The sequence below is a fragment of the Pseudoalteromonas sp. PPB1 genome, assembly GCF_015356275.1.
In the GTDB taxonomy this organism is placed as follows: domain Bacteria; phylum Pseudomonadota; class Gammaproteobacteria; order Enterobacterales; family Alteromonadaceae; genus Pseudoalteromonas; species Pseudoalteromonas rubra_D.
In genome coordinates this window covers 15065-36304 of record NZ_JACEQV010000005.1, presented here as the reverse complement: position 1 = coordinate 36304, position 21240 = coordinate 15065, and the positions used below count along the sequence as shown (strand labels likewise).

Below are 21240 nucleotides of genomic sequence, written 5' to 3'. Positions count from 1 at the left end.
AAAATGTCAGTAGTAATATCAATCTGATTATTTCAATAGCGTATCCTACGTCTACAAATCTCGGCGAAAATAGGTCCAAAATTTAGTAAATGACACTGATCGTGCGAAATATAATCAAAATAAAATGTATTGAAGGCAGTGAGTAGCCAGCCTATTGACTTAGATTAACCTCCATCAGAAGGGCTGACGCAAGATTTTATTCAGGCACTCAATCGCTTATGGCCTTGCCCATAGCTTAAAACAGCCTGCTCAAACAAACTTACTTGCTCATGGCTAAACTGACACCGGGTATACCTGAGTATATCCAGAGAAACTTCACTAACCTTACAGCAATCTGTCGGCCGGGTTGGGCTAAACTCTGCGTCATCAGGAAACACCGCTAACCAACGTACACCAAATGGCGTGTTCAACACACCAGCCAGTGTCGAGGCGCGTTGTGCCGCTGCCGTGAGCGGATTTGCCAGGTAGTGAGTCTTGTTCTTATGCCGACAAGGCCAAACCTGACTGTCTGTTTCAACAGCAATCAACCCACTTTGCTCAACCACCATCACAACAAAAATGCCAAATGGAGACAACACAACACAATCCAAGGACAAAGCTTCGAGCTGTTCCGGATACAAATGACGAGTGAGAATGGTATAGTGTTTTGCGTCCAGCGATGTCGTTAAGCTGCGGTAAACCTGCCATTTCAGCTTATCAGCCTGTGCTTTATTGGCTTCACGTTTGCGCATATAAATGTAACGCGCAGCAGTCCATATAAGATAAACCAAAAAGCACAACGCAATCAGATTAAACGCGGTGAACTCTGGTTGAGATTGCACATCAGGTTGTACCTTAGTCAGAACATCCGCCTGGTGCGACGCGGCATTGGTTATCTGTACATCAGCGCCTTTATCTGGCTCGTTGCCAGAAGTTGGCTCTGCACTCAACACATGAGTGCTGACGATAAACACGCAAACCAAAATCCATCTAACCATACCGCCACCTTTTTTAGCGTTGAGCTAATGCGTTAAGCGTCCAGGCTTCTAAAATACCGTCACTACTTAATGTCAGGAGGGTATCTCTATCCGCCGCATACATATCCACTATGGTCGCCCCATCGTGAACAAAGTTAATTTGCCAGGTACCCAGCTCCTCGCCATTTTTCGCATTCCAGATGGTCAAATGCGATTTTGACGAAGACGTTGCGAGCAGCTCACTCCCTTTAATAAACAGCGCTTTACGAAATACTTTAAAACGCGACATATACTGTAGCTCACTGATACTCTGTCCATCGGTCAGGGATGTAACAACCTGTTCATTCAAAGCATCAGACGCAAACAAGGCAGAGAAGTCATCCCGCACTGCAACACTGGTCACCCGATGATCAAACTCTTTCATAAAAATAGGTTCTGCCGAGCCAAATTTCCACAGTGCCAGTTTGCCATCCTGAGCGCCGGTCACAAAGAGTTCGCCCTTATCATCCCAAAACACATGCTGAACCGGTCGCGAGTGCGGCGCAAATCGGTTGTTTATCTGAGTATGTAAATCGGCCATATTGATGGTGCCATCCGCCATCGCCACGATGGCTTTATCATTTTTAGGCGATATGGCCATAGCCGTGATCACTGCACCAGGTGTTACTCCACCAAATGCAACTTTGGTCACTAACTTACCTTTACTCAGTGACCAAAAAGCCAATTCTGACTCACTGGCAATCACTAACATCTTTAAATCTTCAGACAGCGCTATATCTCGAACAAACTCAGGCGTCTTTTCTTTGGGCACTGAAAACTCGACCTGTTGTGTGGCTACATCCCAAACCTGAATTTGTTTTTGATTGTCAAATGTGACGAGCTTAGTCCCGTCTTTTGAGAAATGGCCTATCGCAATGCCACTGTCATTCAGTCTGCCAACATTACCCTGACTTAGCTGGATTTCCTCATTGCATGCGCTCAACATTATCACACACAATGCCGCCAGCATTACCTTTAACCACATAACTCTACTCGTGACACCACTAAAACCGCCATTATACGTGTATTAACTGAGAGTAAAAAGTACACCTGAAAACGTATACCTAGTTTAACAAGACAGAGGGTAGAAGAAACCCGTTCCTGTTTCTATTACATCTCGATAACACCACACCTGAGCTATCGCCAGCAAGAACCACACCAGCCCTCACTCACGATTTAGTAAGGTACTGATCTGCCACAACTCAACAAAACCGTCACTACTGAGCGTGAGCAGTTCACCTTGAGAATTAGTATGCATATCAAGCACAGTAGCATCGCGACTCTGAGCCTGAATAGCATAAGCGCCAATTTCCTGACCGCTTTGCGCATCCCACAAAGTCCACCAGGCTTTTGTCGATCCCGTTGCCAAATAACGCAGATCTGAACTAAACGCAGCCGCTCTAAACCACCTGAAACGCTCTGGGTAGTGTAAATTAACGTCATATTCGGCATCTGAGTATACGGAGAAAATACGCTGTTCATTGAGTGCATCGGAAGCAAACAGCTGGGTCTGATCCGTACTGTGCGCGATGCTGGTAATTCGGCGGCCAAAATCAAAACGCCGCTTTGTCATCATAGTGCGGGCATCATATAACAGGACCAGGCCATCGTGCCCAGCGCTCAGTATACTTTGGCCTTGCCCACTCATCGCCACATGCATTACTTTGCTGTCATGGAACCTCGCCGTTTTTACTAACTGATTGTCCAAATCCAGTAAATTAACGGTGCCGTCGTTTAACCCTGCTAATAACAGATTGGGACGACTATATAAGCGTAATGCCGATACCTTTGCCAGCTCAGACGAAGGGTGTACCGCAACTGACCCCAATTGCAGCCCGTGTTCAACATCCCATAGCTCCACCGATTTTCGGTAACCTATTGCTAGTCGCTTATTGTCTTCACTGAGACTAAACGCCAATATTTTACCCTTGGCATTATCGAGCCCGCTAAAGGGGTCAGCCACAGCAAATAAAAGGGTCTGAGTATTGATATGGTATACCGCAAGTTTGTCACCCGGATTGTGTAAAATGGCAAAGTTGCCATCTACCGAAAACTGGCCCTGAACCGCGTTTTGTTGCAAGCTGACGATTTGAGTTTCACTATTTTGAATTGGCGCATCACATCCGGCTAACCCCATCACAGCCATTAAAACCAAACCTATCAAGAGATGTTTTGCCGATTGAGTCACCAGAACCACCGCCTGTTTTTCATGTAATAGAGTGTAATGTACAAATATCACCCAAATGTATACCTTTTGACCTGCTTGCCGTGAACTGGTTCATTAGGCAGCGTCTCTTATTTCCCCTGGCAGCGGAGTATGCTGCCAGTCTTCTCTATCTGGCGCTATACTTAACGTAAGGGGTTCGTTGGGGAGGCCACTATGCCTAGTCCACCAAAACGCGCGGCCAAAGGTCATGTGTCAGACCATGGCGCGGCATTAAATAAAGCGCTCAGTCCTGACAAGCGCAAAAAATTCGCTGAGAAAGCAAACCAGGCCTATGAGAAAAGGCACCCAGAAGGTACCAATATAAAAAAGGACATAGCCAAAAACAAGGCACAAAGGGAGACACGTTCCGTCGTTTATAAGCTGGAGCTGGTGTTATTTGTTATCGTCATTGGCGCCATTATCGTACGTGTTGCTTTTATGGATTGAGTGACCAGTCGCGCTTCGAAAGGTGGTCAATGTAAGAGGTTAAGTTGGCATCTCTGATGGTGTCTGTTGGCTCTATGAGCATATCAATGCGTTTGTATCACCCGTACCACGATTGACGCTTCGATGAATTAAAAATGTGAGGGCTACTGGACTTTAGCAGCTCTCACATTCATTTGGGCCATCATATAGCGATATTAACTAACATCGTTACCGGCCCTCACCTACTCGACGAGGCCTCTACTCTTCCAACAATTGATACAAGCGGCTGGTTACCCCATTCGTCCAGCCAAACCCTTGCTGCACCATGTACTCACCCCCTCCGGCACGCACACCTGGCTCAACCACATTGTATTTTTCGAGTAAACAGCCTCGCTGTTCAAAGTCACGCTCCAGCATAACTAACCAACGTCTGGCGACACTGATAGCCAGTTTACTATAACCATAATTCAGCATCCCCTTAACAGCAAACCACTGTAAAGGCGCCCAGCCATTTGGACTATCCCACTGCTGTGCCGTGTCAGTGAGAGTAGTCACTAACCCACCCGCTCGAAGAAAATCTTGTTCCAGGCGCTGAACCATAGCTTCAGCCTGGAACTGGCTTGCCAGGCTAAGAAACATAGGCACTACACCGGCCAAAGACATCACCTGACTGCGCGTTTGCAAAGCAATGTGATAATCCATAAACCAACCCTGCTCTTTGTCCCATAAATAGGCCTGGATCAGGCGTTTTCGCTGCTGAACAAGACTCAGGTAATGCGCACTTTGCTGACTATCTCCAAGCGCGGCGTAGCATTCACTGAGCTGCCATTCGAGCTGCTGCAATAAAGCATTTAAGTCAACAGGGATACGTTGTACCGTATTAATGCTGCACAACTGCGCAGGATCATCCAGCCAGCGACTACTGAAATCCCACCCTGACTCACAGGCCGCACGAATATTTCGATAAAAGACTGCACGATGTTCTGGCTCCAGCATGCTGGCAGCCTCAATGTCTTCTTTATAGGACTCAGGACGCGGCTCCGCGCTGTCATCCCAGAAACGGTTCATTACGCCACCACAGGGCATACGTACAACACGCCGGCTTTCAGTCAGCTCATCATTCAGTTTTTCGCTATCCGCCATCCAGAACGCATGTTCTTTTTGCAGTGCATCAGTCACTTTGCTCAACCATGCCTGATCCTGGTGATGCGTCTGCCATAGCAAAGATACCATCAGTGCTGTTACAGGGGGCTGAGAACGGCTGGTGTAATAACTGCGGTTGCCGTTTGGAACGTGACCAATACGCGTTATCAGGCTCACAAAGTTATCAAGCATATTTGACACTTGTTCAGTGTGACCGGCGTCAAGCAGGCCCAGCGCGGTAAAATAGCTATCCCAGTAATAAATTTCATTAAAACGCCCACCAGGTACAGTATAGCTGGCTGGCAAATCCAACAATGAAGAGGCGTTACCTGTTTGCGGTGCGCGTTCAAGGCGCCCCCAAAGCTGGTTAATGTAGTCTTTGACCGACGTTGCGCTCAGCGTAGCGAGCTCAGGCTGCGGTGCAAATTCAAAGTGCCGGGTTACAAAAGCGGCTAAGTCCTGTGGCGATTCTTGATCGTATAATGCGCAAGCCTGTTGCCAGCTAGTTTTAGGGATCGCATCCGCAAACTGTTTGCTGTCAGAAAAAATGCCCTGCGTTTGCACCGCTTTAAACAAGTTTGATTGTTCAAACTGCATCAATAACTCCTAAAGTGCGCAAGCGCTGGCCTGTGCCTGAGCGCGTCGCTTAAACAAAAATAACGTAATGGCAATGCCGCACATGGGGATCAAAGAGAGGTAAAACGCCTGTTGACCACCAATATATTCAAATACAAACCCTGTGATCAGTGAGCCTGTGGTTCCGCCCAGTGCAGAGAACACGACAATCAGGCCTGTCATAGGTGCGTGCTGTCTCTCATCCAGACTGCTCAACATTACTGAGTTAATCACCGGATAAATCGGCGCCATCATCAGTCCAATCAAAGGCATTAAATAAGCAGCCAACGGCGCATCAAACAGGCTGTTTACTTGTTTAGGTTGCAGGTTTTCAGTCATAGGGAGTGTCAGTAGCACCAGTGCTGCCATGCCAATCAGGCAGGCATTCAGTAAGCTGTACCAGTGAATATGCTTAAGTAACTGACCTGCTAACAGACGACCTATTGCCAGGCTGGCGGCGAAGATACTGGTTAACTGAACCGCAATATCCACTGGCAGATTCAGCACCTGGTTATTGAACGTTGGCAACCAGGTACCTACGCCTTGCTCAATCAGCACATATAAAAATGCAGACAACACAAACACCAGCACCAAAGGCTGATAAGCCAGTTTTAGCATACCGACGAACTCGTCTTTTAGCGGCTGCTCTTCACTGAAGTGTGGCTTTTTCATCGGAGCACTGGCAACCAACAATGCCGTTACTAGCGTTAGTGCGCCCAGCAAATAATAGACATTTAGCCAGGCCAGGGAATCAGCCTGCTCACCAATAAATGCCGCGAAGATCCAATACCCACTCAGCACCCCAACCATAAACAAGCCTTCAATGGTGTTAAGTAAGCTTGAATGCCCCTTCGCATCTTCGGTAACCTGGCCTATGAGGGCGTAAACAGTGACTTTAACGATCGCAAACGCACAACCGACACTGGCAAACAAAGCTTTTAGCGCCCAGAAAGCCCCAAGCATGGGTGTCAGTAGGCACATGACTGCAACCAGGAATAACGCCCCTAGCAACGCTAGTCGATAACCAATGCGCGGGATAAACGAGGCGACAAGAAAAGACACGATGGCGATAGGAATGTCTTTAAACCCTTCGAGACTGGCAGCCTGCGCTTTCGATACAGCAAAGGAATTAATCGCCTGTAATATCACAGTGCCAACACTGTTGAGTAAGATCGCAAACAAAAAGTAGCAGGCCGCCATGGCCAGCACGACTCTGGTGTGCTTCATAAGGATACTCTGTAACCATTCAATAACAGTCAGTCTAGCCGCGACCATTTATTTTTGCAATCGTTTGCAATTCTAAAATTAAAAATTTGTGCGGTTTGTTTACAGAGCCCGAACGCACGTTGCAAAAAATATTACTGAGATTAATTCGGCCTAAGTGACAGTCCTTAGCTCGATTGACGCACCACAAGTTCCACGTCAAGCTGCGTAGAATCAGGCTTGTCACCTTTCAATTGCGCTAAAAGTTTATCAACCAGTACCTGCCCGGCCAGGCGGGTGTTCTGCTGTATAGAGGTCAGCGATGGCGAGCTAATGTCCGCCATTGCAATATCATCAAATCCCACCATACGAACGTCGTTTGGAATACTGACATAACGCTCTTTGAGCGCCTTCATTGCCCCCAGAGCCACCATATCACTACATGCAAAGATACCATCAAAGCTTAGCCCTTCTCTCAATAAAGTCTGATTGATAATCTCATAGGCAGCCTGGCTGGTGATGTCGATTTTCAATAAAGAAGCGCTTGCCTGTGGCTCTTTACTCACCTGTTCGCAAAAGCCCCGATACCGCTCAGCCAGCTCGGCATGCGCCGGATCACCCATAAACAGCAAGCGACGAGCGCCCTGCTCCAGTAAATGCTGGGTTGCCATGCAACCGGCCAGGTAGTTGTCACTTCCGACAATCGGGTAGTCCCCCTCCGTCTTGGGGTCTCCCCATACCACCAGCGGCGTGCCGGCACTGGCTGCACGTTCAATACGCGCCTGCTGTTTACCCTGACCAACCACAATCACCCCATCGGCCCGACGACCATCTATAAAATAACCGTGCCAGTCATCACCTGCCATGTAAGAATTAGAGAGCAGTAGTTCATACCCCTGGCGATTAACCGCCAGATTAATATCGCTCACCACTTTGAGCAAAAACGGGTCATCGATGGACTGCTCGGTCTCAGCATCGAAGTTAATCAGTACCGCTATCACATTGGTTTTTTGCAATCGTAATCGGCTGGCAGCGGCATTCAGACTGAAATTGTGCTTTTTGGCCAGCGCCTGCAATTTTTTACGGGTTTCTTCCTTGATAAGCGGATTGTTATTCAGTGCCCGGGATGCGGTTGACGTAGATACGCCGGCTAATTTTGCCAGATCCGCGAGTTTCATTTTTTTTGACTGCATGTATAACGCACCACCAAAGAACCATTGTAACGAGTTGAATATATTAATTTTAAAGGCAATATCGATGCCCATTAACCGCATTATAGCGCAGCGTTTGCTAACCTGTCTTACCTTTTCTCTTTTTGATTTTTCACTCATCGGTCCAGTTACAGGTTTGCCATCAAGTGCTAAAAAAGTTGCAAACCGGCTATTGCAAACGTTTGCATAACGTTCTATTTTAAAATGACGCCGCGTGCAACCTGAGCGCTGATAAGTTCGAAAGAGCCATTATGAGCACGACAGAGCGGCGCATAACAATAGCAATGAGCACAGCCAAAGCTGTGCAGACACAGACAACACATATGACAACCAAGGGGGCAGTTCCTGTGAACCTAGGCAATAAATACTCTTTAATCGCATCCGCGGTGGCCGCAGCCATGGCCGTATCGGGCGCTGCACAGGCTGAGCAACAAGCCACTAAGCAAGACAAAAAAGTAGAAACCATCATTGTATCCGGTACTCCGGGCGGCGCTGGTATTCGTAAACTGGACGCCAGTTTCGCGGTAACCAACGTAGATGCGATCCAAATTGAACGTTTGGCGCCAAAGAGCACCGCAGATTTACTTAAATCTGTACCTGGTATCTGGGTAGAGAGCTCAGGCGGTGAATCGGGAGCCAACGTTTTTGTCCGGGGTTTTCCGGGCGGCGGAGATGCGCCATTCCTGACCGTTAGCCTGCAAGGTTCACCTATTTACCCCGCTCCCACTTTGTCGTTCCTGGAAAACTCTTCAATTTTCCGTCTAGATGAGACCATTGCCCGTATGGAAGGCCTTCGCGGCGGTCCTAACCCGGTGGTTTCAAACGGTCAACCAGGTTTGACGACCAACTTTCATCTAAAGCGTGGCTCAGAAGAGACCGAAGGCACTGTTAAATATACCACTTCAGATTATGGCTTACAGCGCATCGACGGCGTACTAAGCGGTGAACTGAGCGACGACTTCTATTACATGATTGGTGGCTATGCAAAACGCTCTTCCGGGATCCGCGATGCAGGCTTCACCTCTGAAAAGGGCCACCAGTTCACCATTAACCTGACCAAAGAATTTGATAATGGTGAGTTCAATGTCTATACCCGCCAAACAGACGACACTGGTGCCTGGTACCTGCCAACCCCACTTAATGTAGACGGTGTCGACGCTGGCTTTACGCAATTAGGCACCTTAAATCGTCAGGCCGTGATCCATGTTGCAGGCCAGGATATGGAAGTTGATTTAGGTGAAGGCCGGGGCTGGAAAGGCCATATCTCAGGCGGTAGTCTGAAACTCGAATTACCTAACGGCTGGCAGTTAATTGACCGTTTTAGCCTGACCAACGGTGACGCAAACACCTATGGTTTGGTGCCTGATGGCGCAGCGACAACCCTGGCGAGTGTAGCTGACGATGGCGTCAGTGCAACAGGCTCAGTCACCGGTACAGTTTACGACGGTGATACCATGGTACAAAACTATGGCCGCTGGGTCGTACTCAAAGAAATTGAGGCTTTTACCAATGACTTAGCCATTAGCAAAGAGTTCTCGTCGGTTAACAGTGCCTTTGGTGTTTATACAGCCACTACCTCAGCAAAAGACTGGTGGAGCCTGGGTAATTCCGCCTATCACGTGCTCGCCGCAGGCGGTGAAATGCTCACCGGCATCGAGTGTAATAACAGCGAAGACGGCTGTGGCTTTAATTACGATATCAACAGTACCGGTGATGCAACCACATTGGCGTTTTACACCACACATAGCTATCGCGCAACCGATGCGCTGACCTTAGATCTCGGCCTGCGTAGTGAAAAACACGAAGTAGACTATTCCGTTGATGAAGGCCTGGATGGCACCATCGACAAGTTTGTCACGTACGACGAGCGCAAAACGTCCTGGACTCTGGGTGCCGACTTTAAACTGGATGACCAAAGCGGCGTGTTCGCACGTATGAATAAAGGCTACAAAATGCCTTACTTCGACGATTTCCGCGACAACTATGGCGCTTATCAAGGCGGTGAACGCCTGATCAAAGAAGTAACCCAAGCCGAGATTGGCTACAAATACATGGGTGAAAGCAGCGATTTATTCGCCACACTCTTTGCCAACGAAGTGCAAGGCGATACCTTCGTGCGCAAGCCTGGCGACCCGGCTGAAATCCTGACCAATGAAGCTATGGGTATTGAGGTTGATTATAACTTCAATCATAGCTCTGGTTTTAGCGTCAATATGAATGCCACCTGGCAAAAAACTGAAATCACAGAAAGCCCGGACAATATCGGCAACGAAGCACAACGTCAGCCTGGCTGGCAGGTAAGGGTAACGCCGAGTTACGAGTTTGAACTCGGCGATATGTTTGCCACGGTATACGGCACAATTTCAGCCGTTGACGACCGTTTTGGTAATAATGAGAACACAGTAGTACTGGATGGCTACGAGAAGTTTGATCTGGGCTTCACCCTGGAGCCAACGGAGCAGGTAAAACTCATGGTATCAGTGGATAACCTCACCGATGAACAAGGTATCACCGAAGGCGATCCGCGTAATGCCGACGCCCCCAATGGCCGCTACATTATGCCACGTAGTGTGAAGCTCAGCGTCAGCTACAGTTTCTAACTACACACCCTGAAAATAAGACAGCCCGGGCACTTTGCTTGGGCTTTTTTATTTTTATCACTAAACTCATTAATACAACAATATGATGATGACTCTTTGCGCCGTTTCACTAACAAATGGGGGAAATATCATGAATATTGAAGACGTCCGTGACGGAGAATGGGTGGAGTATCATAAACACCCGGTCGAAGTACTGAGTGTAGACAGGCAACACAGCATGGTATTAATTTACGATGCGCGCTCGCAAAGCAAAGTTGAAGTGCACATTGATGAGCTAAAAGATGACCCGCAGTGTCACTGCGACTCATATTTGTATTTTTAATTCAGAGTATCCAAAACAAGGCCTGCCATACACAGTCTTTGGCAGAGCCTGTTTTCTCGAATCAATGTGAACAGATAGCTAACCACAGCCACCATCTCCGCCACCGCCCTCTGCGCCGACACTAAAACCACTATCACTGTATGTGCTGCCAGCATATACAAGCAATGACTCAAAATTAAACCTAGGCCAGTCGTGAAAACAATGCCTGCCCACATCCGCTCGCAATTCAGCATAGCTCAGACCAGTCTGGAGTGCGTCAAAATCAGCCTGAGAACAAAACATTGCATAAGCATAGGCCTGATTATGGTCATGACTAAAAACCTGACTAAACACTTCAGCGACCTGCTCAACAGAGTAATATTCTTGTCTGGTGTAGGATTCAACCAATCGCACAGGCAGCTGGCGTGCAATAGATTTAACCGAATTTTTCTTTTGCCAGAATGAAAACATCTATGTACTCCTTTGAATGTTCCTATTATGGTCAGAGTATCAGAGAAATATCACGATACCGCGCTCCCGTTACCTGATCCCTGACTCTTAAAACCCAGCATATCGTCAATCATCAGACGTTAAAAGTGCACCAAAGAAATGATACGCATCGCCTGGCCTGGATTTTTTGCAAAGTATGATTACACTTAATAGTCAATGCGTTAGAAAGGATAATCAAAATGAGCGTCAAACGGACCAACAAAGAAATAGCAAAAGATACAGCATGCCTGGCAGGCGAAGCCCTGTTAACTCCCGGTGTCAGCCTGCTGGCCCAGGGCAAAGGCAAACTGGGTCTGGCGCATGTAGGCGCAGGGCTTGCGGCTAAATTAGCACTGGGCCGGCCGGAATGCTGTTCGTTGCAGCAAACTCCTATTGCTTAAGTAAAACCGGGCAAAGCTTGTTCACCCAGTTTACCACCAAGAAAGGCGCAGGCGACCAAAGTCTGCGAGAAGACGTGTCACAGGCACTGGATAAAGGCCAACCCATTGAACAAGTAATTGAAAGTGTTATTGAAGATGTAGAAGATATCTATCACGAGAAAAAGTCTTCTTAAGTACGGTCCTTTAAATCGTCAGGAAAGAGCAATCAATCATTGGTTTACCCATTACCTCATCGCAGGTGCATTCTTTTGTTCAGAAATTTGTAATTGCCACAATGCAGCATAATCGCCATTTCTTGCCAGTAGCTGCTCATGTGTCCCGGCTTCACTGATCTCTCCCTCTTTAATGTGGTAAATCGTATCAACATACCGAATACTCGATAAACGATGAGCGATAATAATCACAGTACAAGTATGTGATATTAAATCAACAGCCTGCCTGATTGCAGCTTCTGTTTTATTATCAACCGCCGACGTGGCCTCGTCTAAAACCAGTATTGCGGCATTTTTTAACACCGCTCGCGCAATGGAAAGCCGCTGGCGTTGACCACCAGACAACTTGTGTCCTCTTTCGCCTATCTGAGCGTTGAAGCCATCGGGGTGAGCATCAATAAATTCATAAGCTTGCGCTATCTTACAAGCCGCAACGACTTCTTCAAAAGTTGCGGAGGGTCGACCATAAACCAGGTTGTCATAGATGGTGCCGTTAAATAAAAATGGCTCCTGGCTTACCAATGCGATTGACTGCCTTAAACTTTTTAAACTTACCTGCTCTATATTCTTACCATCGATATAAATTTGACCCTGCTGAGCCTGGTAAAAGCCTAATAAAAGCTTGATCAATGTGCTTTTACCCGATCCGGTTGGCCCAACAAACGCCACTTTCTTGTTAGCTTTAACCTCAAAAGAAACCCCTTTAATCACCTTATGCTTCGAATAACCAAAATGTATATCGCTAAATGCTATGCTGCCAACCCCAGCTGTAAGCTGTTGCTGGCCGTCCCGTGAAATCACTTCAGGTGCTATATTCAATACTGCATCCAGACGAGCCGCCGCAGCATGGGCATCTCTGTAAAGAGATTTCCCATATTCCAGCCCGGTCGCAGAATTTAATATGCTAGGGGCAATGCCAATCTGAACCATAAATTCGGTAGTACCGATACCACCACGCAACACGTTCATACAACCATAGACGACCGGCCCCATAATCCCCATAACAAAGATCAACTCGTTCATACTGGAGTAATAGGAGTTTTCCCTATCAAGCCTGACAGTATGTTCGCTGGCCGCATCTTTAGCACTGCAAAACCGCTCATACTCAATGTGTTCAGCAGTAAAGCTCTTAACTGTAGACAGACCATTCAGATTATTCGATAGCACTTTTCTGTGGCTGTCTGTCAGATCGCCCGTTTTGTTTGCCTGCTCACGAATACTCGCCTGATGACGTTTATTGAGCCTGGTAATAAATGGCACCGGAAGCAAACAAAGCGCGAAGGCCACCGGAGAGATAGCAAGTATAATCACAGAACTGAACAACATAGTTGTGGCTTTGTCTGTAAATTCAGCCGGTGTGTAATTAAGAAACCGCTTTATAATATCCACATCATGGCTAACTAAATGCTGCAGTTTGTCAGGGCTTTGACTGTCTAAATACGGCATAGGTAAGGACTGTATGTGTGCAAAGACCTGCTCACTCATCTTTTTATCTATTTCATTGGAATACTTGCTCCAATGTTTATTTTTATGATGTGCAGTGATCGACTCAGCGCCTTTAGACAGCCCAAATGCACCGGTAAAGAATGCCAGTTGAGCCCCTTGCGATAACCCCAATTTTGTTAGTACTGCAATCGGTGATAGCACACTTGAGATCATCAGGCCTGTCATAATGGGCGACAAGATCTTAAAAAATGAGTTGATGGTACTGGCTCTTATTGCCGTGTGCCTCAATGCCCGACATTGCTCATCTTCAATCCGTTGAACTAGGCTGTACAAGTGGTTTTCATTAAGCCTTTGTTTGAATCCAGCCAGCCCTTTGTGACGTGGGGTACTATGACTCTCTGCGCAACCGGTTTGTTTTTGACTGTACTGAAATGCTTGCTTTAGTAGTTTCCGTATTGTTTTCGTTTGCCAACAAGACGGATCAAACAACAATAAAACTCTGCCTGTCAGAGGATTGGCCGTCACTTGCACCATTCCGACCTGCTTATTCAAATAACTACTCAGATGCTTAGCAAGCAGTGGCTGGTTCAATAGACCCTCAATATGCCAACGCTCGCGCCCGGGCAAGGTTGACCTGGGATAAATGTGATGGTCAGTTAATAGTGCAGTGGTCATATCTATCCAAATTGGGTTGAGTTAAGTTGTATATATACACGTCTCGACGACTGCGAATTCGTCGCTACAAATACTGATTAAGAAAATTAAGATAGTGATTGGATGCTGCAATGAGGTTTGCTCTGCGATTAAACCCGTGCCCTTCATCTTCAAACAACAAATACTCCACTGGCACACCATTGCGCTTCACAGCCTGCACAATTTCATCACTCTCAATCTGTAATACTCTTTGATCATTTTTTCCCTGTACTACCAACAGAGGACGACAAATTTGCGAAGCATGAAACAAAGGTGACACCTGCTTAAGGCGCTGATGTTCCTGGGTAGGATCTCCCATAACATCATAAATTCGTTTGCGGACTCCCCCCATCCAGGGAGGTATACTATTTAAGGTACGCAACCAATTTGTCACACCAAAGATATTAATCGCCAGTGCAAATATATCCGGCTTGAATGTTAATGCCGCCAGAGCCAGAAAACCGCCATAACTGCAGCCCATAATGCCAATGCGCTGACCATCCACCCAGTCAAGATCACCAAGATAGTGTTTGGCATAAAGGCAATCTTCTAAATCAACATCACCGTGTTGCCTGTCTGCCATATGGAAGAAGGTTTTCCCATAGCCCGTTGACCCCCTATGATTCACAGCCAACACCGCATAACCATTACTCACCAAATGTTGAATCACAGGATCGAATTTTTGCTGTGACTGATCCCCGGGTCCTCCGTGTATCCAGAGCATGGCCGCAACAGGGTTATCGGGACTTGCTTCACTGGGACGATACAACAACGCAGGAATAGATAGCCCATCAAAACTGCGATAATGAACGACTTCAGCCCGCACAAGACGTTGCTGAGGCAGCTTAGGGTTTTGCGCCTGAATTAGCCGATTATTGCTCCCATCAATGTGGTGAATATGCAAATTGGCAGGACAAATACAGCTCTCGGTGTAATAACCAATCCGGCTTTCATCGGGCGAAAAACACAACCCAGTTGCGGCGTCTTCCTCGTTTGATAAAAAATAGGGCTTCTGTGTATTGGTATCTGTAACCTGGAGGCAGGTTTTAGCATCCCGGTTCACTTCACAGATTTGATAACGCCCCGAAGGCGAAAAATAAAATGCGGTCACATCCCAGCCAAGCCGTAGCAATTCGGCGGTTTTTCCCGTCACCAAATCTAACACCCACACATTCTTATGTTCACAATCTAGATCGCTTGTATAGAACACACTTTGGCTATCCGGGGCAAAGCTCATTATCATGTGTCGCGCCTGCATATCGTTTTTACCCACCCAACAACCTGGCTGGTATTCACAACGCTTACCTTTCGATGTGTCTAAGCGATAAAACACTAACTGATTTGCTCTGCTGTTTAATTCTTTTTCACACGCCAGCCACACCCCATCCCGGCTGATATCACAGACGTTAACCTGATCACAATTGGTAAAGACACGCTGGTTTGTATAATCAGCCGCACAATAGCAGTAGACATCATAAACACTGGCGTCTCGCTGGTTGTGCAACAGCCAAAATTGCTCACCGCTGTCATTCCACTGTAAAAAGCTGGCTTTAAGACCGTCACCGGGTGTTAAATCCCGACGCTGCCCGTCTGGTTCATGGACCCAAATATGATCAAGTTCATCTCCACACTGATCCTGGCGGTATAAAAATCGGCTGTCCCTGGGGAAATAACTAATGGCAAACGTCGGTTGAGTCGCGAAGTGGGTTAGTTGCTCAATTCTGTTGGCCTCAGTGGCGACCCGATATACATTCGCACAACCAGATTGATCTGAACTCAGCAAAAAGTAACGACCATCATATGAGCAAGATAAGCCAGTTAAAGTGGTGTTTTCATGAAAGTGAGATGCATCGGAGATATCAACGCTCAGCGGGATCATAAGCCAGCCTCCAGGGAAGCCGGGTTATTCAGGTGATGGCGAGCCAACTGAGTAATAGTCTCTATGCGTCCAATCTCCTTGTTGCATAAGTGCGCCTGTTGACACTTAATTTTAGCCCAGCCCTGTGGCTCAATTCCGGCAAGGTATAATTGCGCATAGTCCTCCAGATGCATATTCAAAATCGCATGATTAAAATCATCCCGATGGATCCAGACACTGGTCAAAGCGGCTCTGAAACAGTCATATTCTTTGCGACTTAGATGTGCCTGCTCAGCAATGCTATTCGTCCCATGCAACAGATGACTATTAAACTGTATTGTTGTCCCATTCACATAATCGTACACTTGCCGCTCAAGTGTGTGTTCATCATAACAAACCGATGAATTACCAATCTGCCTGATATCCCGCAACAGACCGGGAGCACTGCGATAATAATGCGTGTTAGTCTGTGCCAGTCGCTCATAGAGTGTAAAGTGGCTCGGGTTTTCACTATCAACCACAAATAAACCCAAATCACTTGCTGATAAACTCGGCATAGGATCTTTGTGCAGTGCAGTCCAGAGCGTGATCATTCTCGATTGATACCCATTGCTCGCGAAGTAATGAATACCACCATCCTGATGCATATTCTCCAGCCCTATTGTATCTTTGACTCTCAGTTTCCAAAGAGAAAAGTACAATGGGACATAGTGCTGATAAATATGCTGAAAATGCGTTTGATAAAAGCCCTTTGTCAAGTCATACAGTTGGACAAATGCCCCTCCGGTAAAGTCCTGAGACGCTTCAGTATGCGTAAAATCAAATGCACTATCCAATGCACTCACCATATGTTCAAACTCTGAAGAGCCGCCCTGCTGACTGACATTAATAAAATTATTAAGCATCATTCCATCGAGTCCAGTTGCGCTTTTGCTGCCTGTTCGCAGGTCTCCAGACCTGAAAAGTCGGGGTCAAGAAATAGCTCTCTTCCTTGTCCATCATTCAGTAAACGAGACAAGAAAAAGCCGACGCCAACCGTTCCGGTTGCATAATCTGTGGTGAGTCCGGCCAGTTTATCACCCGGGAACGCAACCCCTTCTCCTGCTGCACACTGATACAAACTCACTCTGTAAGCAATTGAGTTCGCCTCCCTGAGATACTGCGCATCTTTGGTTACCCGATATAAATCCAGAAAGAATGTACCTATACCGCTCATGCCAACAAAAGCGCCTGGATAGATACAAAACTTGCCTTGGGTTGCCTGTGCAATCTCTTGTGCAAGCGCGAGGTATTTGACCTCCCGAGTTACACTGTAAAAACGTAACAACACACAACCCACACCGACCGAGCCAAACTGCAAGTATGGATAAGTGGTTTTTTCATTGTAGTTTTTGCGCCAGACCAGCTCGTTATTAATTCGCTCACCTCTGTCAATTTCAAACTGCAGACAACGTGTAGCGAGGCGTAAGTCTTCCTGATTGTGCGTAACCTGGTACAAGCGTAAAAAGAACAGCGCTATACCGGCATTACCATGGAGCAGACCGGAATATGGCTGACCGTCCAGGTTTTTGTAATACAAGGTGCCCTGATGCTCGTGTAGCTGATCGGTGATTATCTCTGCAGCCTCTTTTGCCCCCTGCAAAAACTCGGGCTGTTGAGTTTTGCTGTAAAATTGTAAGCACGCTAATCCCCAACCAGCCGCACCGTAAAACAAATCACAGGCATCATGACGCAGGTCGTTTTTCAGTACCTGCTTCATTAAAAAGGTTGCATCTGACTGATACCCGCACTCATACATCACCCAGGCAATGCCAGACAGACCTGAGTATAAGCCCGGAGGCATGTTTGCCATATTCAGAGCCATGAGCTCATCAATGGCTTTTTGCATTAAAGGTTCGGCTACGATATTTGTGTACTTTCTGAGATAGTAAAAAATCCCAAACTGGCCATAAGATACGCTATAGGGGTGGGTGTTCAAGGCCCGATAGTCGACAGGAAAAGTGTTTTCTCCAACAGGGTTATCTATAAAATGGGCCAGGCCATCGGCCATCTTTTTCAATAATTGCTTACACTCGCCCTCATCCAGATTCAGCCTTTTTCGTTCAAATAAGCCTGTCTGAGCGGCTGGTGCCGATAATTGCCCCAACGTAGTGGCTATAACTTGTTTCACTTTGTCAACTTGCGCAGCCTGTAGCAGCATAGCAACCTCTGACATGCACTCAGGCAAACCATGGTTTTTAACCAATGCGCTTAAATATGTGTTCTTGATCGCCGGGTTTAAGGCAAAAAGTGGACACACCGGATGCAACAAATGAACACACAATGCACTCACAGCTTGCCAGTCCTCATCCACGGTGGGTTTTCTGCGTTTGTTTTTATCGTATTCGGAAAAACCACGACTGGTTATCCTGGCGTAAAATTGCTCGTTAAGTTGATCATATGCCCCCTCCAGGTCAATCAACTTAACCTCTAACGTCTCTGGGTGTATCAGGATATTTTGCGGTGCAATATCACCAATGATAACGCCTGTCTGGTGAACCAGCTCAACCGCTTCGATAATATTAGCTAATAATAAGAAATAGCGCTGGCAGAGCTGGAGCGCCTGCTCGCCTTGATCATTTATCAAAATGTTGTGATTTTCCCAATCTCTATAATTGAGGGTTTCAAAGGGGATATGTTCCAGCACTAAAAACTGATGCTGCCACTCTTTGAACACCTCGACGACTTTAGGCGTCACACCTGTGTGTTCAAGTCGTCGCAAAATATGGGCTTCGTGGTTCAAGCCAGAAATTGCGTCCTGCTCATTTAATAGGCTGCGGTTAATATGAGGACGCGCCTCTTTTATAACGACTGTCAAACCAGACTTTTTGTCCCTGGCAAGATATACCCCGCCTTTGCTGGAGTGACTCGCTAACGCATCGACGACTTCATAGCGTTGATTAAGCAACTCAGATTCTGATTCATCTTCAGGACAAGGAAATGGATCCGTTATCCCTTCGGGCAGGTGGAAATATGGTAAACGAAGATCAGTCTCTCCTGTCAACTCATTAATGACAACAGGTTTCGAAGCACCAGTCACATCGCATTCTTTATTACCAGTAAAGGTGCCATAGCGATAGAACACACAGCGGCTCTCTTTATAGGCACGATCGCTTAAGATATAAGGTCCATAGTACGCTTCCGTCACTGTGAAAAGCGCCTCTATAACGGCCTCAAACTCAGCTTGACTGGCTGGATAGGCAGTTAAAAACTTACCGGATGACACCTTATTACAAGCTTGTGAGTTAAAGAAATCCTGGACATGAGCATCAACCAAAAATTTAAATGCCACGCCAAACTCGGCCAGAACAGGAAGAATATGCTTGAGTGCCTCTGGGGTAAGGCTGGATATCAATGAAATATGGATCTTAAATCCGTGCCTGGGTAGTTCAACTGAATGAGGTTTAGCAACATACCAGGCCTCTCTTCGCCTGATTTCCCAGCTATCTCCTAATATTCCTTCAGCGATACTAAGGTAATTTTTATCTTTGACTTCATAAGACTGCACCTTAGTAAAGAACTTTGATTGACCAAATAAAAAGTGCGGCAGGTCGCTTACAGATATCCGCTTATCTATTGCATCACCCATATTCTTCCTTAAATAAAAAATCGATAAAAATAAATACCATGGCTATGGAATTAAAAAACCAAACCACACCAGACGTACAACAAAGCTTCTTCAGAAGCCTTGCTGTACATAATAGAGCAAAGCAACCAATATTAAACGCAGCTTATAAAGCAAAGTAATACATTAGAAACTGCGCTCAGACTTGGTTGGCTTTTATCTAATAGCAGAACTTACCAAACACTGATTTGTGAAGGGTGACAAGTACCTGCATCTGCATTGATTTTCTGAAGTTCGATTACTTTTTTCATGATTACATTCCTTATTAACTTTATTTAAACTTAGGTTTAGTGGTGCTAGTTAATAACCTAGCGTTAATTAATATAGCTTCTCATTTAACACTCGCCAGTTAAAAAACAAAAAACATTAAAGAAAACTTGAAAAACATTTCACCAACACTCAAGCAAAGAGGGAAGTCAATTTATTATCAATAACTTAACAACCAACGACCACAAACAAAAAACAGTCCACAACTTGTTAAAAAAGCACGTTCTCATTCAAGTAAAACCAGGTGTAATAAGGTGTAATGGAAAACACCGGATTTTCTCCTAAAGTTGATTAGATTTAGCTTGATACTGCGAACAAGTATTCATACAGAGACAAATGCAAAATTAGGAACAAGAAAACAAACTAAATACAAAGGAGGGTTTAGACATAAACATATCCACCAAATTAAATTACCACACTCAAGTTAGTTAGTGAGGTTTTGCTTGCATATTTTCTACAGCACCACCTCTCTAAGGTGTGGTTCAACCTTAATTTTAAATGCGTATACAATAAATACGCAAAGATAAGGGAATAAATGCAATGAACGATTTTAATGCGCCCGACTGGATGCAAAATAGCCTCCCCTTGATTGGCAATCGCAAGCTTGTCGACATTTGTATTACTGGTTCACATGACTCTGGAATGAGCCTGATCCAGGATGGCACAGTTGGCTCTAATCAATGTAATACCCAGACGCAAACTTATAACGTGGGTCAACAATTGGCACTTGGTGCCAGATACTTCGACATTCGCCCTATCATTGGCAGTGGTGACTATTACACCGGGCATTATTCAAAAATATCAATTCCCCTGTATGGTGACTCAATGCAAGGATCCAGAGGGCAATCGATTGAGAACATTGTTAACGAGATAAACGCGTTTACGGAACAACATGCAGAGCTAGTTATTTTAAACCTGTCTCACGATATGGACACCGACAGTGGTAATGAAAATTATCCTTCATTTACGCAATCTCAGTGGAATGGCTTATTTGAGGCGTTGGCACAACTCCAGGCACTTTACATCACCAGCCCGGATGAGAATTTCTGTCAGTCTACATTAAATAGCATGATTGGAGATGGCAAAGCCAAAGTCATCGTGATCGTTGAACCAGATAACGTCGACCTCGGAACTTATCTGGGGAAAGGCTTCTATCCTTATGCGAACTTCAAGGTATACAACGAATATGCCGATACCAGTGATTTTACCAAAATGGTAAACGATCAATTTGCCAAAATGGAATCTGTCAGAAGCCAGTCAGGGTACTTTTTACTGTCATGGACGCTGACACAGGGCGCTGAAGAAGTTGTTGCCTGCCTGCTCTCCGGTGACGCAGAGTCAATCCGCAGCGCCGCTAATAAAGCCAATGCACAGCTGCCATCGCTCATAGCCCAACATACAACCCCTAAGCTCTACCCAAATATCATTTATACGGATAACATCATTGACGATATTTGCGCACAAGCTGCCATGTCAATCAATGAAAAAGCTGAGCCTTAACGAGAGGCAA

Annotated in this window: 17 protein-coding genes; 6 read left to right on the top strand and 11 right to left on the bottom strand. The window is 46.1% G+C overall.

Going from position 1 to position 21240, the window contains the following annotated elements; genetic code table 11:
* Window positions 1-200: 200 nt before the first annotated feature.
* From IY568_RS06545 to IY568_RS06535, 3 genes are all read right to left on the bottom strand, one after another.
* Complete coding sequence (locus IY568_RS06545; protein WP_194867126.1) at window positions 201-977, bottom strand: nuclease-related domain-containing protein; 777 nt, start codon at window positions 975-977, stop codon at window positions 201-203.
* Window positions 978-990: 13 nt separating this feature from the next.
* Window positions 991-1980 carry a WD40 repeat domain-containing protein gene (locus IY568_RS06540; protein WP_138537956.1) on the bottom strand — a complete coding sequence of 330 codons (990 nt, stop codon included), beginning with the start codon at window positions 1978-1980 and terminating at the stop codon, window positions 991-993.
* 180 nt (window positions 1981-2160) lie between these two features.
* A complete protein-coding gene (locus IY568_RS06535) occupies window positions 2161-3234 on the bottom strand; it encodes a WD40 repeat domain-containing protein (RefSeq protein WP_164517454.1) in 1074 nt (357 codons plus the stop codon).
* A gap of 141 nt (window positions 3235-3375) precedes the next feature.
* On the opposite strand from IY568_RS06535, the gene IY568_RS06530 reads away from it, so the two are divergent.
* Window positions 3376-3648, top strand: a complete 273-nt coding sequence (locus tag IY568_RS06530; RefSeq protein ID WP_138537958.1) for a hypothetical protein — start codon at window positions 3376-3378, stop codon at window positions 3646-3648.
* Between the two features lie 237 nt (window positions 3649-3885).
* Here the strand turns inward: IY568_RS06530 and IY568_RS06525 are convergent, their stop codons facing one another.
* The 3 genes from IY568_RS06525 to IY568_RS06515 all read right to left on the bottom strand — a co-directional run bounded on the left by IY568_RS06525 (window position 3886) and on the right by IY568_RS06515 (window position 7781).
* Window positions 3886-5367, bottom strand: coding sequence for a trehalase family glycosidase (locus IY568_RS06525; RefSeq protein WP_194867125.1), 1482 nt, complete (start codon window positions 5365-5367; stop codon window positions 3886-3888).
* A 9-nt stretch (window positions 5368-5376) separates the two neighbouring features.
* The gene (locus IY568_RS06520) at window positions 5377-6612 is read right to left on the bottom strand and encodes an MFS transporter (RefSeq protein ID WP_125557225.1); all 1236 of its coding nucleotides are present in this window, start codon (window positions 6610-6612) and stop codon (window positions 5377-5379) included.
* Window positions 6613-6776: 164 nt separating this feature from the next.
* Complete coding sequence (locus tag IY568_RS06515; protein WP_125557227.1) at window positions 6777-7781, bottom strand: LacI family DNA-binding transcriptional regulator; 1005 nt, start codon at window positions 7779-7781, stop codon at window positions 6777-6779.
* A gap of 416 nt (window positions 7782-8197) precedes the next feature.
* On the opposite strand from IY568_RS06515, the gene IY568_RS06510 reads away from it, so the two are divergent.
* Entirely contained in the window at window positions 8198-10399 is a 2202-nt protein-coding gene (locus IY568_RS06510) for a TonB-dependent receptor (RefSeq protein WP_416365158.1), read from the top strand.
* Window positions 10400-10529: 130 nt separating this feature from the next.
* Entirely contained in the window at window positions 10530-10721 is a 192-nt protein-coding gene (locus IY568_RS06505; RefSeq protein ID WP_125557229.1) for a hypothetical protein, read from the top strand.
* A gap of 78 nt (window positions 10722-10799) precedes the next feature.
* On the opposite strand, the gene IY568_RS06500 is transcribed toward IY568_RS06505, so the two are convergent.
* Window positions 10800-11171 carry a DUF6559 family protein gene (locus tag IY568_RS06500; protein ID WP_125557231.1) on the bottom strand — a complete coding sequence of 124 codons (372 nt, stop codon included), beginning with the start codon at window positions 11169-11171 and terminating at the stop codon, window positions 10800-10802.
* A 218-nt stretch (window positions 11172-11389) separates the two neighbouring features.
* On the opposite strand from IY568_RS06500, the gene IY568_RS06495 reads away from it, so the two are divergent.
* Both IY568_RS06495 and IY568_RS06490 read left to right on the top strand, forming a co-directional pair.
* A complete protein-coding gene (locus tag IY568_RS06495; protein WP_194867124.1) occupies window positions 11390-11590 on the top strand; it encodes a DUF6072 family protein in 201 nt (66 codons plus the stop codon).
* Window positions 11557-11763 carry a hypothetical protein gene (locus IY568_RS06490; RefSeq protein WP_194867123.1) on the top strand — a complete coding sequence of 69 codons (207 nt, stop codon included), beginning with the start codon at window positions 11557-11559 and terminating at the stop codon, window positions 11761-11763. Before IY568_RS06495 ends, IY568_RS06490 begins: the two co-directional genes overlap by 34 nt.
* 51 nt (window positions 11764-11814) lie before the next feature.
* On the opposite strand, the gene IY568_RS06485 is transcribed toward IY568_RS06490, so the two are convergent.
* The 4 genes from IY568_RS06485 to lanKC form a co-directional block, all read right to left on the bottom strand.
* Window positions 11815-13923: an ABC transporter ATP-binding protein/permease gene (locus tag IY568_RS06485; protein WP_194867122.1), complete on the bottom strand. Its 2109-nt coding sequence runs from the start codon at window positions 13921-13923 to the stop codon at window positions 11815-11817.
* Window positions 13924-13987: 64 nt separating this feature from the next.
* Window positions 13988-15820, bottom strand: coding sequence for an alpha/beta fold hydrolase (locus tag IY568_RS06480; RefSeq protein WP_194867121.1), 1833 nt, complete (start codon window positions 15818-15820; stop codon window positions 13988-13990).
* Window positions 15817-16707 (bottom strand): hypothetical protein, encoded by an 891-nt coding sequence (locus IY568_RS06475; RefSeq protein ID WP_194867120.1) that lies wholly within the window; start codon window positions 16705-16707, stop codon window positions 15817-15819. The genes IY568_RS06480 and IY568_RS06475 overlap by 4 nt, the downstream gene beginning before the upstream one ends.
* Window positions 16704-19427: a class III lanthionine synthetase LanKC gene (lanKC, locus tag IY568_RS06470; protein ID WP_194867119.1), complete on the bottom strand. Its 2724-nt coding sequence runs from the start codon at window positions 19425-19427 to the stop codon at window positions 16704-16706. The genes IY568_RS06475 and lanKC overlap by 4 nt, the downstream gene beginning before the upstream one ends.
* 843 nt (window positions 19428-20270) lie before the next feature.
* Here lanKC and IY568_RS06465 point away from each other — a divergent pair.
* Window positions 20271-21230 carry a hypothetical protein gene (locus IY568_RS06465; protein WP_194867118.1) on the top strand — a complete coding sequence of 320 codons (960 nt, stop codon included), beginning with the start codon at window positions 20271-20273 and terminating at the stop codon, window positions 21228-21230.
* Window positions 21231-21240 lie beyond the last annotated feature (10 nt).

What these genes read in the sequence shown, in the direction of transcription:
- IY568_RS06480 (WP_194867121.1), bottom strand. Translation starts at nt 15,820, where the DNA reads ATGATCCCGCTGAGCGTTGATATCTCCGATGCATCTCACTTTCATGAA.
- IY568_RS06490 (WP_194867123.1), top strand. Translation starts at nt 11,557, where the DNA reads ATGCTGTTCGTTGCAGCAAACTCCTATTGCTTAAGTAAAACCGGGCAA.
- IY568_RS06510 (WP_416365158.1), top strand. Translation starts at nt 8,198, where the DNA reads ATGGCCGTATCGGGCGCTGCACAGGCTGAGCAACAAGCCACTAAGCAA.
- IY568_RS06545 (WP_194867126.1), bottom strand. Translation starts at nt 977, where the DNA reads ATGGTTAGATGGATTTTGGTTTGCGTGTTTATCGTCAGCACTCATGTG.
- IY568_RS06500 (WP_125557231.1), bottom strand. Translation starts at nt 11,171, where the DNA reads ATGTTTTCATTCTGGCAAAAGAAAAATTCGGTTAAATCTATTGCACGC.
- IY568_RS06505 (WP_125557229.1), top strand. Translation starts at nt 10,530, where the DNA reads ATGAATATTGAAGACGTCCGTGACGGAGAATGGGTGGAGTATCATAAA.
- IY568_RS06540 (WP_138537956.1), bottom strand. Translation starts at nt 1,980, where the DNA reads ATGTGGTTAAAGGTAATGCTGGCGGCATTGTGTGTGATAATGTTGAGC.
- IY568_RS06520 (WP_125557225.1), bottom strand. Translation starts at nt 6,612, where the DNA reads ATGAAGCACACCAGAGTCGTGCTGGCCATGGCGGCCTGCTACTTTTTG.
- IY568_RS06475 (WP_194867120.1), bottom strand. Translation starts at nt 16,707, where the DNA reads ATGATGCTTAATAATTTTATTAATGTCAGTCAGCAGGGCGGCTCTTCA.
- lanKC (WP_194867119.1), bottom strand. Translation starts at nt 19,427, where the DNA reads ATGGGTGATGCAATAGATAAGCGGATATCTGTAAGCGACCTGCCGCAC.
- IY568_RS06530 (WP_138537958.1), top strand. Translation starts at nt 3,376, where the DNA reads ATGCCTAGTCCACCAAAACGCGCGGCCAAAGGTCATGTGTCAGACCAT.
- IY568_RS06525 (WP_194867125.1), bottom strand. Translation starts at nt 5,367, where the DNA reads ATGCAGTTTGAACAATCAAACTTGTTTAAAGCGGTGCAAACGCAGGGC.
- IY568_RS06515 (WP_125557227.1), bottom strand. Translation starts at nt 7,781, where the DNA reads ATGCAGTCAAAAAAAATGAAACTCGCGGATCTGGCAAAATTAGCCGGC.
- IY568_RS06495 (WP_194867124.1), top strand. Translation starts at nt 11,390, where the DNA reads ATGAGCGTCAAACGGACCAACAAAGAAATAGCAAAAGATACAGCATGC.
- IY568_RS06465 (WP_194867118.1), top strand. Translation starts at nt 20,271, where the DNA reads ATGAACGATTTTAATGCGCCCGACTGGATGCAAAATAGCCTCCCCTTG.
- IY568_RS06485 (WP_194867122.1), bottom strand. Translation starts at nt 13,923, where the DNA reads ATGACCACTGCACTATTAACTGACCATCACATTTATCCCAGGTCAACC.